This is a genomic window from Bradyrhizobium sp. CCBAU 51745 (assembly GCF_028128715.1).
Classification (GTDB): domain Bacteria; phylum Pseudomonadota; class Alphaproteobacteria; order Rhizobiales; family Xanthobacteraceae; genus Bradyrhizobium; species Bradyrhizobium manausense.
The window spans coordinates 101,176-119,099 of sequence record NZ_LBJP01000079.1 but is presented as its reverse complement, the minus strand read 5'-3'; the positions used below and the strand labels follow the sequence as shown (position 1 = coordinate 119,099).

Genomic DNA, 17,924 nt, shown 5'->3' with positions numbered 1-17,924 from the left:
CGAGGAAATAAACATAAACTTGGATTGGCGAAATTTATCCAATGGCTCAACGTGATCTCCCGGTATTGCCGCGAGTGTTATTTCGGTACCGTTCGATAACAGACGAGAGTATCCTATCTCTATCGAGCTCGGAATCTGGTCGATCGCTTCTTCAACAAGATCAAGCATTGTCGGCGCGTGGCAACGCGCTACGACAAACTCGCCGCCAACTTCCTTGCGTTCGTCCAACTTGCATCAATGAGGCTGTGGCTGCGCGTAAATGCTAAGGACACCACCGAGCCGCCGAGTTCCGCGAGTTTCTTGACGAGATCGAGGCCGCCGTACCGGGCGAACTCGACGTCCATCCAGTCATCGATAACTATGCGACCCGCAAGACGCCGCCGATCCGGAAATGGCTGGCCAAAAGGCCGCGTTGGCATGTGCCCCTGACCCCGACCAGCGCGTCATGGCTCAACCAGGTCGAGCGCTTTTTCGCGCTTCTTACCGAGTAGAAGGCGCGGCGCTATCGCAGCGTAGCCGCCCTCAGGGCGGACATCACCTCGTTCATCGAACGACACGATGCCGATCCGAAACCATTCCGATGGCGCTGACGACATCCTTGCTTCATCGAGCGCTTCTGCCGATACAATGCCCGGTAGAACACGACGCGATGTTGCGAACTTCTGGTTCAGGACACTAGCGTGGGTTGTCCCTCGGCATCTACCCTCTCGGGTGATGAATGAGCCGAACATCATTGGGGCCTCCCGGCCCCAAGAGGGCGGTGTAACGCTCGCCGCGAATGTCGTACTCTTTTTCCGGCTGCGCCTCGTTCGGCAAGAGGCCCCAGTGGCCGAGCTTCGAGCGCATCGTGTCCGTGGCGGGTTGGGTGCCGTGCGAAAAATTCTCGGGAACGGCGAATGATGCAGCATAAATCTCGCGGGGCGCGGGGGACGTCCTTTCAGCCCTGGAGGACGCCGGAGCGGCTTGCTCCATCGACCGTCCAAGCAACGCTGGTGAGGCTCGATTCGCTGGCTGCGTGCTGGGCTGCGGCACGTTTTCCGGTCGAGATAGGAGAGGAATGGCAGCGCCTGACGAATTGAGTGGGGTGCTTCGCCTGAGCGCCGCAGCGGGCACGAACAGCGCCGTGTAGCGGTCATTATGAACGATAAAACTGTTGGGTCGGCTGTCCTGGCTCGGCGGGGCGTTGCTACGGTCAAGCGCACCGGACGCGTGCTGGTCGCCCTGCCGGAAACTGAAGGAACGAACGACGGATTCCAGATCCGACGCTTGGTGATAGCCTTCGGTCGGCTCGAGAGACGACGATGGGCCGGCGTTTCCCACCATCGCCCATAGCAGATCTTGATCAAAGTCTTCCGCAGGAAGGACGACCGGACCGCTGGCCTGAAACGGTGCGCCGGCTCCTTCCATCAGCTCGCGAACGACTGAACTGCCGGGCTCGCTCACCTGGCCCCCAATGGCATCTCCGTCCGTATGGCTTAGTGTTCTTTGCCTCTTCGCAGGCCTCAACTCCCCGGCGTAATCCTCACCCATCAGGACCTCGCGACCTGAAACGGGAGCGCTCCAGGTGAGCTCGTACGGAGCCGGCTGGTAGCCGCCGCTCCAGTAGAACTGACGAGCCGCTTGTGCGAGATGTTCGTGGTGATCGCGCACGCTTGGGTTGAGAGACGATGCTAGGATGGCTTCGCCAATCAAGGGATCCAGATCATAGCCTTCCGCAGGTAGCTCCTTGGGCCAAGTCGAAGCTTCCCCCGGCGCGCTGTGCTGGGCAGAGGTGTCCCCGAGGTGCGCAGTTATTGCGTCTTCGGGATAAGGACCGCCGGGCCCCTGGTGCCCAAGTACCCAAGGCTCGACAGGTCTACGCTCTTCCTCAGGCAGATGGGGATAGTTGCGATCTAACGAAGCAGAGATCTCTGGAACGGCTGGGGCATCAAGCTGCGGCACTTCATGCAAGTACGGCTCAAACTCCGCTTGCTGCTGTTGCGGTTGTGACAGCGCGGCGTTGTCACGGTCGAATGGGTTGCTGGCGCCAAGTGGGTCCATGTCCACCCCCGGGGTTTGAGTCGGTCGCAATACCGAGCTGATAATCTCGCTCTCTCTCGCTCTATTAGGGCCAGCTGTCGACAAGCTGACGCGCTTAGAATTTACCGGATTGTGATCTCAGATGGGTCATTTCGCCGCAATTAACCCTCGACCGGTGAAGGAGCCGAGCAGGCGGCATGGCTTTGCGTGTTCGGAACGAGCTCAATGGCGTTGGCACTCTGACGTCGCGACGATCTCAGCACCTGATTGGCTCCCTTCAGTCAACCCAACATTTTCGGCGCCCCCTGGATCAGCTTGCATCATCAATCTCAGGGTTTGCGGCGACAACAGTTCCCTGGCTCGCGCGCGTGTGTCGCACCGCAGCGGGGATGCTCTCGATCAGATTGTAGTTCTCAACTGGCTCTGGTGCTTTGGCAGGAAAGTCATAGAAAGCCTATCGGTCCTAGATCGGCGATCCTTGCCCGGTAAACCCAGGTCACGAGCATATTGGTGCCATTCTCGACGAAAATATCGAATGCATGGTCCGCGACTGCGCGGCTCGGCGCGATTCAGATCCTGCATGGCCTTCTTCTTGCCGCTCCGAACGATCTCGGGATCCCTTTGAGCACGCTGACTGTCTTGTGTGCTGCAGGCGCTCCTATTTGCCCGATTGGTCGTCCATGCCTGAAATCACCGAAGGCGAAAGGTTCGGCGCATCCTTTCCAGCAGGCCCGACAGGGCCTCCCGGAATCGCCTCTCGACATACCGCGCGGCTAAGGAGCCGGCAGGAGCGATCGAGGCTGCCGGTACGCCGCACACGGACTGGCAAATCACCTAAGCCTGAAGGGAATCCAACCGGCGAGCCGCTCGCACGTCGGCCCTCACTTTGGGCTGGCAGCCTTGATCGCGCCGAAGTCAGTTGCGAGGTCGCGCGGCGGGCCGTAGCCGTGCCGCACGGCCGGCGTGACCATCCGCGGCGGCTTCAGCTCGCTCGCCGGCGTCTGCCGAACGCGGCAGTTCCGTCTCGACAACCCCGCGAACAGATCACGCGCTCTGTTGCGGAGAATCTGTACCCTTGCATGATCAACCACAGACGGTTGAGAAGGGCATGATGTTGATCCTCCTTCGGGCCGTATCGCGGAGAAGGTCTCGCAGGGTTCGCCATCCGCCTTGCTATGCTGCCTCTCCGAGCGCGTCATCACCGAGAGTGCTGCATAGCCCCCGCTTTCTTCGTATTCACCCGGCCCCCGTTCAAGCCCCCTATGTGCAGAGCCCGACGGCAAATTGCAATCGCGTCGATCTGAGATCGCAAAGAGGTGATTGTCCGAACCAAGCTCGACAGCCCTGGCATGTCGATTGCTGGGAGGCGGCTGCTACATCACGCCACTGGACCAGACGCGAGCCGAGTCAGATCTACCGTTCAAACCAATTCTCAAGCTCAGGAGTGGCGCTGTTAACTGTCGCTCCGCCAACGGGGCCGGGTCATGCCGATCGACGTATCCAAACTCTTCGCCTCCATTCGCATCAACAAGAAGGAAGCGCAGGAGCCGCAGACCGCGGCGCTATGCGAATGGCCTGATTGCCTGAACAAGGCTACCCATCCCGCGCCAAAGGGTCGCGGCAATGCGCGCGAATATTGGCACTTCTGCATCGACCATGTTCGCGAATACAATCGGTCCTACAATTTCTTCTCGGGGATGGACGCGGAAGCGGTCGCGCGCTTCCAGAAGGACGAGCTGATCGGCCATCGTCCAACCTGGAAGATGGGCGAGAACATCAGCGCTCGTAAAATGAGCGGCAGCGCGGCCGATTCCAAGGACGCCTGCGATGCATTTGACATGCTCGCGGAGCTGAGCGGACGCGCCAGTGCCCGCCCTCGCTCGGAGGCCAAGCCTGAGGAGCGCAAGATTTTTAATGCCAAGCGGAAAGCGTTGCAGGTGATGGGCCTGAATGTCGATGCGACGCTCAGAGATGTCAAGGCAAAGTACAAGGCGATGGTCAAACAGCACCATCCCGATGCCAATGGCGGCGATCGCTCTCAGCAGGACCGCCTGGTCGAGATCATCAAGGCCTACCATTACCTGAAGACCGTGGTGCGCGAGAGCTAGCCCGGACACGACTTGAACGGCTTCACCCCACCCGCCGCTGCGTAGACCTTGATCGTGTGGAGGCTGCATCCGAGCTGGCGTGTAATCCGCTTCAAACCCCCACCTTGCGCCCGTAGGCAACATCTTCGCCAAGTCACCCGGAGTCTTTATCAACTGCCTTCCGCAGATCAAACCACGACGAGCCTTCCGTGATTCTTTCCTCTTTCGCTCTCTTCTCGGCTTTCCGAGCAGGGGGCAAGTCCTCGTGATGTAATGGGACAATTCGGAAAGGCGCGCCACAGCGAAACTCCGAAAGCGCCGGTCCTCTCAAAGACCCCGCTAGACTAAACTGCTGCTCCGCTGCTCAATTCATGGATGGGAAGGCTCGTACTGGATTTGGCTCGCGCCTTAGGACCACACTCACAGGCAGCGCCCATCCGCGTTCCGCGCCAACGCAGGGTGAGTCATCCGGCCTTGATCTTGATCCATATCAATTCGATGTCGGGCCTGAGACGTTGTCGCATGTTTGACGTATGCCACATCCGCTCAAACACCTCAGACGAGGTCGTTTTCCTCTGAGTGCCTCTCTTAACGGGCCATTTTGTCGATCGGAAAGTGGTGCGAGAATTGCTGTGCCCATCCTGATGGTTCTTGGAAAGCCCTGAGGATCGCATACATGCTGTCATCCTCATCAAGCAGCTACGTGCCAATGTCCGCGAGTCGCGGCCCAACATGCACAAGCGCTGCACCGGTCCCTGACCTGAGGTGTGCCAAGCTGCGCGGAGAGTTCTGTGTCGAGCACACGTCCTTAGGTTGGCGCTCGGGATTCTGGTATGTTCTTGTGACAAGTGCTGACCTTGTCCGCCGCAAACATGGCGTCATCTGCCAGCCATTCTTTCGAGAGTCTGGATGCGCTCGCGTTCAATTTGGCCTCTTGGATAGTAACCCGCCCGGTCAGCGACGAACAAATCAGCATCGCCTTGGCTCAACCTTCGGGCGCACGTCGGTTTGCTCCAGCTATCTTCTCTGCGCGAGCAGGGACCCGGTCAAACATTTCGGGCCCGGCGCTTTCCTTCGCGCGCGAGCGTTCAGCTGAAACAAGCGGACCCCAACTGTGTATGCAAAATGGAAATAGAAATGGATGACCAATCGCACGGCAAAATGCCAATCTCTTTAAGGGGCCGGGAAAGCCGCGGTCCCGACCTATTCAGCTTCGTCGAATGCGCCATACAGACAAAGTCAATCAAAGCGCTGTTCGATCTTCTTGTGAATTGCTCGAGCAATGAAGGCTTCGATAAAGTCGCGTACGGAGCACTCACCCGCTCGAATGAGCGTCGTCTGCCGGAGTATCTGCCGCCCCCGCCAACTATAAATTTCCCGTCAGATTGGTGCCAACGCTATGCTGAGCAGGAGTATCGAGCGATCGACCCGGTGGTCCGGCGGACAGCAATGCTGCCAAGCCCCTTTCTTTGGGATGAGCTAACCAGTCGATATGAACTGCAGCCCCGTGAGCTGCGCGTCTTGCACGAGGCCAGAGAAGCAGGTCTTAAGCATGGCATAAGCGTGCCATTGTTTGGATCGCAAGGCCGATTGGCTTTCGTATCGTTTGCATCTCCCTTCGATGATGCCGATCCACGGGATCGCATGGCTCATCTCACGACATTGGCGTCGGCGTTTCACAACGCTGTCGCACAGATTACACCGCCGCTTGATGAAGATTTCAAGACAGACATTCCGCTAACAGAGCGAGAAACAGAGTGCCTATACTGGGTCGGAGAGGGGAAGTCAGCCTGGGTAATCGGGCAACTTGTTGAGGTCAGCCAGAATACCGTCAATTTTCATATGAAGAACGTCATCAGAAAGCTAGGGGCGGCGAACCGGACAAATGCTGTCGCTATAGCAACCCGACGCCGCCTCATTTAATTCCATGCGCGTTTAAAAAAGCGAAAGGCCCCGTTCCCGGGCGGGCTCTGCTGTTCCCATTCATCTACCGCGGAGCGGGACATCCGATCTCGACTGGGTTCAACGATGCACCGCAACGGAAGCGGCTCAGACCAGATAACTAGGCGGGCAAGCGCATCAGGCGCGCGTATGCGATGTCTCTCAGCAGTGCCTGGTGTGAGCCTTGGGGCGTCGCGTTGCATGCAAGTCTCGTCGCCAGGACCAGTCCGCCTCTCGGAGGTTGGATTTCCACCTACGGACGATGCACGGCTCCGGCGCTAAATCGCATGCTTTGTCATATCAAGCACGCGATCCTCGCAAGATTGATGCGAAATTACCTGCGTCTCAGATCGAGGATGTCAATCTGATTGGCGAGAATCGCGATGCAATAGGTTCTTGCGAGCAAGTGTTGTTAACAGGTTGCTCAACGCGATGGACGGGTTCAAGGATCCTAATCTCTATTTCCTAGTCTCGCGCACAATGGGACTTGACGAGGGAATCCCGACAGGTTTGTCGCCGTCCAGTTGTCCGCTGCCTTCATCAGAATTCTCAACTTGCATCTGTTTTGCGCGACATCAAAGCGCGTGGATCAACTCCTGACTAGATGAGCAAAACGCGGACCAACTTCAGTAACGGTTCTTGCTTCATGGCGCTCACGCAAAGACTAGAGTTTCGGCAATCGCAGTCGTTGGTCATGTCGCCGCAGCTGATGCAGGCTATCAAGCTGCTACAATTATCCAATCTCGACCTTATGACCTTCGTGGAGGAGGAGCTCGAGTGCAATCCGCTGCTCGAGCGAGCCAGTGAAGCTGCAGCTGGCGACGAAGCCCCGACTGAGGTCGATCAGGTCAGCGGCCAACAGCTGGCGGACTCCCAAGCGCGCGACGCCCAGGACGCGGCGCCGACCACCTATACCGAATGGGGCGGCGGCGCCTCGGGTGATGAAGACTACAATCCTGAAGCTTTTGTCGCGGCCGAGACAACATTGTCGGACCATCTCGCCGAGCAGCTCTCGGTCGCCTTCACCGGCGCGGCGCAGCGGATGATCGGCCAGTACCTGATCGATCTCGTCGACGAGGCCGGCTACCTGCCGCCCGATCTCGGCCAGGCCGTCGAGCGGCTTGGCGCAACGCAAAAGGACGTCGAGGACGTTCTCGCCGTGCTGCAAAAATTCGATCCGCCCGGCGTCTGTGCGCGGTCCTTAAGCGAGTGCCTCGCGATCCAGCTCCGCGAGCTCGACCGCTACGATCCGGCGATGCAGGCCCTGGTCGAGCATCTCGATCTGTTGGTCAAGCGTGACATCGTCAGCTTGCGCGAGCTTTGCGGCGTCGACGACGAGGACATCACCGACATGATCGGCGAGATCCGCCGGCTCAATCCGAAGCCCGGCATGAAGTTCGGCTCGATTCGTTTGCAGACCATGGTGCCCGACGTCTATGTCCGCCCGGATCGCGATGGCGGCTGGCATGTCGAGCTCAACAGCGACACCTTGCCGCGCGTGCTGGTCAACCAGACCTACTATTCTGAGCTGTCGAAGAAGATCGGCAAGACCGAAAAGTCTTACTTCACCGATGCGCTGCAGAACGCCACTTGGCTCGTGCGCGCGCTCGACCAGCGAGCCCGCACCATCCTAAAGGTTGCAACGGAAATCGTGCGCCAGCAGGACGGCTTCTTCACCCACGGTGTCGCGCATTTGCGGCCGCTGAACCTGAAGGCCGTCGCCGACGCCATCCAGATGCATGAATCCACGGTGTCGCGCGTCACCGCCAACAAGTACATGGCGACAAATCGTGGCACATTCGAGTTGAAATATTTCTTCACCGCCTCGATCGCTTCGGCCGACGGCGGCGAGGCGCATTCGGCCGAAGCCGTGCGTCATCACATTAAGCAGTTGATCGATGCGGAGGAGCCCTCCGCGGTCCTGTCGGACGACACCATCGTGGAACGGTTGCGCGCCTTAGGCATTGATATTGCGCGCCGCACGGTCGCGAAGTACCGCGAAGGCATGGGCATTCCCTCCTCGGTGCAACGCCGCCGCGACAATGAGTGGTCAACGATCAACCGCCGAGAATAGGGCGGAACTGGCCTCGGCGAAGAAACTCCCAGCCCTCGATTTGGAATCCAGAAGCGACGCCTTGTATTTACCTGGAAGCGGACCTTTGGAGCGAGATCTGGTGATTGGTGATTGAACGATGCTGCTGGTGCGGCATTTGGTAGTAATGGCCTGACGCCGTCCGAGAGATCTACGTTCTCAGAGCCGAACCCTTCAGACAGGAGGTTTTCTGATGGCCCAGGTGAGAGACCTCTCCGCCGCCGCATGATCGAGGATATGACGGTCGCAATTTGTCGCGGAGGACGCAACCTATGATATCTCAGCGCAGTATCGAATTTAGCCGATATTTTCGCCGATCGCCTGCTTGGAGGATGTTCATGCGTTCTAGGTTCACCTGGTGGTGACCAGGATCTCTAAGCCGGCCCTCAACCAGACCGTCTGTGCGTTGCACGTTTTCTACGGCATGACGGTCGGCCACAGCTTGTCGAGGCACAATTGTAAGCCGCGGCTGGCATCACCAGGCGGAGGTCCGGCCGGATCGCCAGCTTTGCGCCAAAGGGTTCTGCTCAGGACCGGCGAGCTCATGGCGGCTTCAAGACGATCGACGAGGCCTCGGCAGGCGCGATGCCATGCCCGTCGGCTGAGCATGGACGGATCTGCCGAATGGCGCGTCTTCTGACGCGGCGCGTCCGAATTCGGCAGAAGGTCCAACGTAGCAATGCCGACACACACAGGTCGGCGGCTGAGCGATAATCGCTCATAAGGTCTTGAGATATTCGACAAGCGCTCGCCGCTCGGCGTTGGTCAATTCTGGTCCTATGACGCCAGGCGGCAGCTTCCTCAAGTCGGTTTCCTTGCCCTCGAACGAATGCCCCCGATTGCTGTTCCCAAGCAGCGACACATCGAAGTTCGTCAGGCCGGCCGCACAGCTGTCGGTCACCTGTGCTTTCGTGACAAGCCCAACATTGACCGGATCGAACGCACGACTGCCGACGCAAAACGACGTCGGCCGTTTGGCTTGCGGCATCAACATGTCTCTGAGTGTCGGAACGGACCCATTGTGCAGATAAGGAGCCGTCGCCCAAACACCGTCCAACGGGCGTGCCCGGTACTGAGGCTCGAGGGCGACAACGACTTCGTCCTTGCCGTTGCGGCTCGCACGCGCCCCGACATAGACTCGCTGGTTTTGGCAGTTCTTCCTCGGCCCCCACATTTGCCGCTTGGTTTCTTCAGAAGCGCCGTTCGCAACGACCCATTGGTCGATCGTTTTGCCGACCACGTCCATGAGCGCGAGTACAAACAGAGGATCTGCTCCATTATCGGCTAGAAGGCCGCAACCTCCGACTTTGTTGAGGTCATCTGCAGGATTCAATCCGAGTGACTCGGGTAAGTGAATGCGCCGCGTGGTGAGGACGTTAGATTGTTGGCGGTCGGTACCGATCGCCGAGACCGGCATCTGGACGACATTAAAATAATGCCGTCCGCCGATCTCTACCCAATTCTTCTCGCTCTTGGCTGAGCGATCGGGGTTCTCTGCGCGCCAGAACGAGTCTTCCGGCCACTTTTTGTCGAAGGCAGCATCGTTCACCGGGCCTCGGTGGCATTCAAAGCAGTGGGCACGATAAAGATCGCGACCTTGTTCAACGAGCTTTTCATCGATCGCCCAGGCCGGGTCACCGCGGAATTTCTCCTGCGCGTGCTTCCATCGGGGGGCTACGAGCCCGGTGAATTTTCTGCCTCCTCCATCTTCGGACGAAAAGGGATCGGTGCCGCGCAGAAGCTCTTCGAACCGTGCGATGTCGGAGAGATGTACAGAGGACGCAAAAAGCGGTCGTTCGGGAGCGGCAGCGGTCATATTGATTTTTGCGCTGACGCCGAGCGCTTCGCCTGCATTCCGAACGAGTTCGTTGAGAACAGAAGCGTCATACTGTGCCCAAAGGAAATACGGCGTGTCCCAGATCGGTGGAAAGCTCACGGGGGCATCATGGCGCGCAAAGTTGCCCTTGAGGAGCGGGTCCCTGAGTACGCCGGTTACGGGATCGAGTAGATTGCTATAGAAAACCTGGTTTCCGATCCGGTTCAGCGCATCAAGTCGACCGAACCCTTCATCGAGGTCCGTCACTCCCTGTCCCGTCAAAAGTCTGTCGGTCTCTGCCTTTTGGTTCTTGATCTTCTGAAGTGCTAGCTCAAGATCGCTTCGCAGCTGCTTTCGATCAACGCTCCGCCCTTTGATCTGCTCCAGCTTGCTGGCGAAACGCTCGAAACGCCATGGCAAGATCAGCGTGTAGCCAATCGACAGCCCGATGGCTCTTTCTACCTCGCCCAGATTGATCATCGCCGGCCCGCCGTCGAACCGGATGCTGACACTCTTGTATTCGAGGTGACCTGTATGACAGGCGGCGCAGGTTAGCCCAATCTGATCTTCATACGGGGCGCCAGTCGTCGGATCGACGCCGCCCTTGAGGATGGCAAAGCCGACCGGCAAAGCATTCGGGTTCTCGGGCGCGCTTGGAGTCCAATCGGGGTCGGATGTGTCCCCATTCAGCGCATCGTCGTGATAACCGTAGGCGGCCGCATTGCCGGCGAAGTCCTTTGAGCTGGGACTCGGAATGAAGCCGAGGCGGCGCAGGTAGTTCTCGTCCGTTAAGCTCGTGTAAGAGAAGGACAGCTCCGGGCGTTCCAGGGCCAAAAACCACTGATAAGGGACGGGGATGGTCGCTGTCCCCTGCGATGTGTGGTGAAACCAGTAACGCTGGCCGGAGCTCCAATTTTGCGGCAGCCAATAAGCACTTTCGATTTTTGATGGCTGGGGTAGGGTCGCAGGCAGTAGTTGAGCGACCAGATTGGCATCGTTCTTGATTTTAAGGGCTGCGTCGCGAACCTTCTCCGGGGCGAAATACACCAGGCCGGCCGCCACGATCACGACAACGACGATTGCTAATACCAGGCTGTTGATATGAGGCCAGCGCATCAACCAGGAATAAAGACGAGAGCCAAAAGAAGGTCTCCCCATAGCAAAGACTCCATCGATCTTTTTCATGCGTCCAGCCGGCCCGGCAGGCTACCGGAAACGGCGACGGCGTCTGTTACTTGTTCAGCAATTGGCTATTGATGAAGGTGACCACGTCGGCGGTCTCGGCAGCCGCGCGCTTGGTTATCGTCGCTGCGGCCGGGCCGCCGTGCAAAAAGGATGGAAACCAACCGAAGTTGCGGAGATTCCAGTCTTCTTTGGGCCAGACCGCCCGGTTCACGCCAGGCACTGCGAAATTTTGAATTTTCCTGGCGAGTGGCTGTGCCGTCTCAGTGTGACAGCTCACGCAATCGGTATTGAAGAAATGGCTCTTCTTTGGATCGGCAATGGTATCGACGATCTCGATGACGCGGCTGTTGGGCACGTTACCATCGATGAACTCGGAGGTCGAAACACCCTTACGATCTGCTTGAGGCAAGGGCGGATTCTGCAATGCCGCGTGTCGACAGGTGACCGGATTTTGATTGTTCGTGACCGGTTGCGGGACCACGTGCCTTTCGCCGATCATGCTGAACATCTGTGCGGCGTACATGCCATCCAGCGTCGGACCGGGGACTGCTATCAAGCCCGCTTGCGGGACCCTCAACATCGATACGAAAACCCACGGTTCGGGCGGTGCGATGCCCATCACGGCCATGGTGTTGAGGCGCTGCGGTGAGAGATGCTTCTCAAGCAAGGCCTTGATCGCATTGCGAAACGCCTTCGCCGATGCCCCTACAAGACCCGGATGCACATTTAGATCACCGGAAGTCGAGACTTTGACATTGCCAAAATGTCCGGCTCCAAGCTCATCGCGCAAGGTCGCGACGTCACGAACGACTGCCTTGAATGCTTCGTCGTCGGGTTTGAATCGCGGGAACGGCGCGCAGCCGTCCAGAGGCGGATCCGCATCGAGCGTGAAGCTGAAGATAAGGTGACCCGCAGTGTCATGAACCTTGAAGCCGCTTGGTCCATTGGTTACTGGCTGAATAATCAGGCGGATTTGCGGTTGGCGGCCAAATTTCGCGATGATCTCCGGCGACAATCCCGGTGCGCCCGGATCGATCCGGATGCCTGCCACAAACCAGGCGTTGATCTTTTTCACTTCATCGGGAAACTGAATGTGCCGTGCACCCGACTCCGGCACGCTCGGATGCTCCGGACTTTCGGCATTGGCGATAAAGCGCGCGAAATCCGCGTCGGAAAACAGCCGCTGCGGCGATCCCGAAGGGCCGGCAAGCTCGGACACGGCGATCAGGTTGGCGAGGTCGGCCGCCGACTTCGGTGGAGGAAAGAGAATGGACACATCATTGGGCGCAAGCGGCCTCGACGCCGCTTGCGTTGGAGCCATTCCTACCTCCAAAACTGCGGCGAACATCACGCCCGCCGCTAACAAGCTCGCAAGCCGTCGCGGAAACAATGATCCGTTGATTTGACCCCTCGCAATCATTGGAAATCCCCTTGTAAGACCAAAATTTTAAACATCTGCTGTCGAACAATCACGCCGCTGCGCGCCTCGCCAAGGCAATGCGGCGACCGGATCAACCCCTTCATTCCTCGCCGTAGAATTGGCTTTGCAAGGTCTTGAGTTTCGTCGGATGCAACGCCTCCCCGATACAGCCGAGGAACATCTCACTGCGTGCATTGATCTGCGCGCGGTCAGCTGCATGCGCCATATCCGTTTGCAACGCGCGCACGGCTGTCCAGTCGCTCGTACGATTCTTGAGCAATTCGAACAGCGTTCGGCGGTTGTTCGGCGGAGATAACCGGTCGTCCTTATACCGGTGCAACCGGAAGTGAGCGAAAGTGACCTTGGCGGAGATCTTCGCATCCCATAGCGCGTCGGGTAGCGTTAGCAGATCAAGACCTTGCAGTTCACCCAGCTGCTGCATCTGATCCTGCGCTTCCTGGTACTGCTCACGGCCGACCAATTGATACATTCCTCGCGGGCGAAACACCCAGCCGTCGTCCGTTCCGGGCTGGTTGCCAAAGTCGTTGTCGTCGTAAGCGAGCACGAAATTGGCCAGTTCCTTGGGATGATTAAGCAAAGAGGTCACGTCGACCGCGGGCTTGTTTGCGGCCAGAAGCCTTGAGTTATTTTTGTCAATGCGATCGCGCCATTTCTGCGGGAGTTGAGAAACCGCGCTGTAAGAAAAGTTCTCGCTGCTGCGAGTAAAATCGGCGCTGTCGTAAGAGACGGATCCGAGAATATAGGCGAGGATACGGGGGTCTGTTTCCTCGACGCGATCCCATTCCTGCAACAAGGCTTTGACCTGCTCGGCCTGATAGTAGGCCATATAGCTCTTGCGATATGGCGGAACCGGTGAAGGCGCCGGCGAATGATCTTTGCTCGATTCATTCAGCTGGTGCTCGTAGGCGGCGACGTTTTTCTGATATTCCTCATAACCGCGCTGTTGCAACCAATTGCTCTCATAACAAGCAAGTAATGGCTGCGGCTTGATCTTTGGAGTTGGTTGATATTCCTTCGCCAGCTCGTCGGCGTAGGCAGCCCGTGCAAGTTTAGCATCCTTCAGCGTTTCAAATGCGGTCACGACCGATCCATTCAGAAGATGGAACAGCTTCACCTGCAGACAATCTGCATTGCTCTGCCTTTCTCGGGACTGATCGAAGTCGTCCTTCGGCACGCAGTCCCAAAAGCGCCCGCTACTCAATGAGATGATATCCTCAGTTTTCTGGGACAACGTCCAGCCGAGTGGAAGGCTATAAAACAAACCCGTGATGTCCGTGCGGCCGAACGTTGGAAAGCGCTGAACACTGGGCGTCACTTCGGCGTCGGGCCGACGGTCAATGCTCGCTGCATGATTGAGAGCGACATAGGTTCGGGAGGTTCGCGTGCTCAGAAGCGCGCGTACGGGCTCCATGAGCTCGCCGAACATGAATGAACCATGGTCACCGAACTGTCCGCTGACGAGAGACAGCAGGTAAATCCTGAATTTCGGCGCATCGGAGGTGCCCTTGATGGCGTTAAGCTTTTCAACCAAATCGAGCGCAGTCTCAATCCCGGAGTTCTCCACATATCCGCCGTCCACCAAGCGAGCCTGCGGATGAGAGGTTATGCAGTCGTTTTTGACTGAGACGGTCGCCGCCGGCGTCACCCACGGAAAACGTGCGCTCGTAAAAGCGGCCGTGCTGAGCGGGATACGCAGCGAGTGGCTCTTGACCGTTTGGTCCGTCCCAGTGCCCGCACGTTCAAGCGCTGCAAGAACACAGAGGTCCGTGTCTTTGGGATGCAGCGGATCGAAGTCAAAGGGAGAGATGACCGCCCGTTTGCCGCTGCCGGCATCCGTCGTGTTGAACAGCAGGGCCGGCATGTTGTTGTCGGGCGTCCAATGGGACTGGAAATCAGCCCTTAGCAGATTGGATTGATTGCCGCTGCCCTTGTTACTGCCGAAGGCTCTGTCACCGGCGTTCTCCAAAGTGTATTCGAGAAAGCGCGCGCGATCGAAGGCCGGGATCGCGAACGGTGAAAACATCTGCGTGAAATCAGTAAACAAAAAGCCGGCAACCAAAGGCGACAGAAAATCGGTTGCCAGGACGCCTGCAACGCGCTGCTCGACCGGCCCAGGAGCATCAATATCTTGGACCCGTCCAACCCCAGCCAGGAAATCCGCGATTTTGGGGCAGGTCTTTGCGTCGAGGGCATTCGAATCAAGAGACGCATTCTCGGCGTGGAGCGCAGCGGCGAAAATTGCCGAACCGACGCTGCCTCCGGACACACCGCTTATCGCAAACAGATGTTGGCGAAATGCCGGACAGAGATCCTGCATCCGCGCGAGAAACCGCGCCGCATTGTTGGCGGCATAGATCCCTCCGCCTTGAGCCGCCACAATGAAGACGGGATATTCGCCGAGCCTCTTGGCTTCCTCCACTCGCGGTTTTTGTAAAAGCCACTCGCGGAATGCGGCGGCTGCAGACATGCGCGGCCTTTCCGGCTGGCTATTTGCTTCAGAGACAGTGCGCAGTTCGTGGTCGTCACCTGCCAACAAGGAGGCAAGCAGAAACAACCCGCCAAAGACAACCGGAATAAAAGGAAACGCAAATCGGATCGTCAAGAGAGCAAAATGGACCGTGAGACCAATGACACACACCGCAAAGAGAGCGATCACGCCGAACGATCCGAGAAATTGTGCGAGCCTATCCGGCAGCATGAGGAATGCTGCTGTCAACAGCACGATGCCGCCGATTGAGAGTGCGAGAAACCGATAGCGGATGAAGTAAGCGTTGTTGGCGCGGCTCGCCAAATCAATCGAGCGATCTCTTGATCCTATTCGCCAAGTAAATGCAACGAAACAGACCAGCATGACCAGCATGGCGATTGCGAGGATGAACAGCATGTTCCGCTCAAACGCGAGCGCCTGGTCTTGAATGCGGAAGATACTTCCGACTTCCTCAACCTCGCCAATTTTTTGCGCCGGCCGCGAGGCGAATTGGCCGGCTGTGGCGGCAATGATCGGTAGTGCCCCAAGCAGGACGGGAGCCAGTCTAATATAGAAAGCCAGGCGCCCCGAAGGCCTGGGGATTTGCGGCAGGGACGCAGTTGTGAGCTGAAACGCACTTGTCCAAATCGCTATGGCAATCACGCCCAAGGCAGCGAACTCCTTGAACGTCACCCAACCAAGGTCGTCGGCGGCTATCCGGTAGAGCTCCTGGATCTGATCTGGCAGGTAGAGCAACACCGAGATAGCTACTGACAGAACAATTATCCATCGAAGGTTGCGCAACAAAGTAAACAGCTGCTCGCGCACAGTCATCGCGTGATCTCCTCACATATTTACGGAGGTCGCTGGCAAGCCACTGAAATAGGCTCGGGTACCAGGCATTCGCGCCAGCTCGCATTTAAAGCGTTGAGCCCCAAGCATACGGGCTACTTGAAACAGATTGAATTACGGTCACGCTCTTAGGTAGCGCGTTTCATATTTGCACCTCCCTACAGGAGTGTTCCGGGTTTGTCGATATCTTGTAGGCGGCGATCGCAGAGTTTTCCTCCGAATGACTTCCGACTTCTTTGCATCGCTCGCCGAATCGTTGGCGACGCATGTCCCCGCTGAGATGGCTGAGAAGGCTAATGCGAACTGCACCGTGGCCTGCAGGAGAATGAGCGCTTGCAAGGCACAGGTGCGAGAGTGTCCGCGCCTAAGCTGTGAACGAATGGCCTTGGATAGCGACGTCATGCGGCTTGAAAACAAGCTCCTACGCTTTTGTTCATCGTGACTCCCTGTGAAAACGCAAAAAGCCGACGCTGCCGCTGCTCTAGTCTGAAGAGCTGCGAAGTTCGGCCAGCGCGGTGTGTTGCACCCCGTGCCGAGGCCATCGCTGACGAATGACGGCGGTTCCAGGGGCGATGCTCATCACGATTGGACGTGCGTCAGCCTTACTTTGAGTCATGTCCATGCCGGATTCCTCTCCGAGGGCGGCCGACGTCGGGAGTCTTGCCGTGAAGTTTTTTCGGTGGGTTGAGCGCATCGGGCACACGATCGGGCTGTTGCTCGCGATCGTGGCCATTGTCGCCATCGGAGTGATCGTCGGTCGTCCTGCAGAGAAGAGTGGCAATCAGCCGAACTTTGCAGGCGCAGAGCAGCAGCAAAAGCGCCTCGCGATCTTTCTCGACGGGACATGGAACAGCGTCAACAGTAATACCAACGTCTGGCGGATGCGGGCTCTCTGCGCTGCCAAAGGGTTGGATGGCAAACCTCAACTCGTTTACTATGAGGTTGGGGTTAATGGGTTTTTGGGCGGTGTTTTCGGTAAGGGACTCGATGAGAATATTCGCCTGGCTTACGAGTGGCTCATCGAGAACTACAACCAAGGTGACGAGATCTTTATTTTCGGCTTTAGCCGCGACGCTTTCACGGCCAGAGCTTTGGCTGGATTGGTTGCCATCAATGGGGTCCTGAAAGCCGGCTCTCCGATCGGGGTGACGGAGCTATTTGATCGCTACAAGAAGGGCGATGAGGAGAGTATTTGGCGATTGAAGGATAGCGCAGCGACTGGAGACACCAGCAAGCTGACAGAGCAAGAAAAGTGGCTCCTCAAATACTCTGAGCCAGCCCAAGTAAAGGTGATGGGCGTGTGGGATACAGTGGGCTCCGTCGGCCTAGCGGCAGGGAACATACCCGGCATCAGCCGTTCTCAATTCGATTATCTCCAGACAGGATTGCGCATTCATATTTTGAACGGCTATCACGCTCGTGCAATCGATGAGCACCGCAACGACTTCGCTCCCACCCTTTGGGATGTTCATCACCCAAAAGATCCTAACGCGGTTATCGCTAAGCCGCGCCCGCTTTCCGGTGTTGAGCAGCGATGGTTTGTAGGTGCTCATGCCAACGTTGGGGGCGGCTATCGGACGGATCTTCTCGCCCAGGCGCCGTTGCGTTGGATGATGAAGAAGGCGGAATTACACGGACTGTCGTTTCGGTCGGAGGTCGACCTCGATGGAGAGGCTGCTACCGCGCCGATCGCTGACTCGTATGCCTCCTTTGGCTCTGGTCTCTATGCGTGGCTCACTTCGCCCCTGTATCGCACCATCGGCAGGGAGCCGGATATTAGGGAAGACGGCACCCACATCAACGTCAATGAGACGATCGATGCAAACGTGTTCAAGCGATGGCGAGCTGATCCAACGTATCGCCCGGCGAACGTCATAGAGTGGGCGCGGCGCAAGAAAGTTGATCCCGCTCAGTTTCAATCAAGTGTGCGGGCTGACGATCCTACTGTTGTTGCGTCGGACCCGTAGGCTCGTGTGGGGCGAAGGTGGCGCTTACCGATCGATGACCATCTACTGCTGCTATCT

General features: G+C 57.8%; 9 protein-coding genes and 2 pseudogenes. 6 read left to right on the top strand and 5 right to left on the bottom strand.

Annotation, left to right across the window (positions count from 1 at the left end; translation table 11 throughout):
• Nucleotides 1-117 precede the first annotated feature (117 nt).
• Nucleotides 118-255: pseudogene (locus XH98_RS21495) on the top strand (IS5/IS1182 family transposase); the annotation flags it as partial.
• On the opposite strand, the gene XH98_RS21490 reads toward XH98_RS21495, so the two are convergent.
• On the bottom strand, nucleotides 189-344 hold the full coding sequence (locus XH98_RS21490; RefSeq protein ID WP_271619831.1) for a hypothetical protein: 156 nt from the start codon (nucleotides 342-344) through the stop codon (nucleotides 189-191). The pseudogene XH98_RS21495 and the gene XH98_RS21490 sit on opposite strands and share 67 nt — an antisense overlap.
• Here XH98_RS21490 and XH98_RS21485 point away from each other — a divergent pair.
• Nucleotides 273-584, top strand: a pseudogene (locus tag XH98_RS21485) (transposase); the annotation flags it as partial. The gene XH98_RS21490 and the pseudogene XH98_RS21485 sit on opposite strands and share 72 nt — an antisense overlap.
• A 115-nt stretch (nucleotides 585-699) precedes the next feature.
• Here XH98_RS21485 and XH98_RS21480 read toward each other — a convergent pair.
• Entirely contained in the window at nucleotides 700-2,040 is a 1,341-nt protein-coding gene (locus XH98_RS21480) for a hypothetical protein (RefSeq protein WP_271619830.1), read from the bottom strand.
• 1,463 nt (nucleotides 2,041-3,503) lie between these two features.
• Between XH98_RS21480 and XH98_RS21475 the strand changes: the two genes are divergently transcribed.
• The 3 genes from XH98_RS21475 to rpoN all read left to right on the top strand — a co-directional run bounded on the left by XH98_RS21475 (nucleotide 3,504) and on the right by rpoN (nucleotide 8,121).
• Nucleotides 3,504-4,127, top strand: coding sequence for a J domain-containing protein (locus tag XH98_RS21475; protein ID WP_271619829.1), 624 nt, complete (start codon nucleotides 3,504-3,506; stop codon nucleotides 4,125-4,127).
• Between the two features lie 1,116 nt (nucleotides 4,128-5,243).
• Entirely contained in the window at nucleotides 5,244-6,029 is a 786-nt protein-coding gene (locus tag XH98_RS21470; protein ID WP_271619828.1) for a LuxR family transcriptional regulator, read from the top strand.
• A gap of 664 nt (nucleotides 6,030-6,693) precedes the next feature.
• Nucleotides 6,694-8,121 (top strand): RNA polymerase factor sigma-54, encoded by a 1,428-nt coding sequence (gene rpoN / locus XH98_RS21465; RefSeq protein WP_271619827.1) that lies wholly within the window; start codon nucleotides 6,694-6,696, stop codon nucleotides 8,119-8,121.
• A gap of 736 nt (nucleotides 8,122-8,857) precedes the next feature.
• Here rpoN and XH98_RS21455 read toward each other — a convergent pair.
• The 3 genes from XH98_RS21455 to XH98_RS21445 all read right to left on the bottom strand — a co-directional run bounded on the left by XH98_RS21455 (nucleotide 8,858) and on the right by XH98_RS21445 (nucleotide 15,882).
• A complete protein-coding gene (locus XH98_RS21455; protein WP_271619826.1) occupies nucleotides 8,858-11,140 on the bottom strand; it encodes a di-heme-cytochrome C peroxidase in 2,283 nt (760 codons plus the stop codon).
• 46 nt (nucleotides 11,141-11,186) lie between these two features.
• Nucleotides 11,187-12,461, bottom strand: coding sequence for a hypothetical protein (locus tag XH98_RS21450; protein WP_271619825.1), 1,275 nt, complete (start codon nucleotides 12,459-12,461; stop codon nucleotides 11,187-11,189).
• Between the two features lie 199 nt (nucleotides 12,462-12,660).
• Nucleotides 12,661-15,882, bottom strand: a complete 3,222-nt coding sequence (locus tag XH98_RS21445) for a hypothetical protein (RefSeq protein WP_271619824.1) — start codon at nucleotides 15,880-15,882, stop codon at nucleotides 12,661-12,663.
• Nucleotides 15,883-16,565: 683 nt separating this feature from the next.
• Between XH98_RS21445 and XH98_RS21440 the strand changes: the two genes are divergently transcribed.
• Nucleotides 16,566-17,867, top strand: a complete 1,302-nt coding sequence (locus tag XH98_RS21440; RefSeq protein ID WP_271619823.1) for a DUF2235 domain-containing protein — start codon at nucleotides 16,566-16,568, stop codon at nucleotides 17,865-17,867.
• The last annotated feature ends 57 nt before the right edge of the window (nucleotides 17,868-17,924 follow it).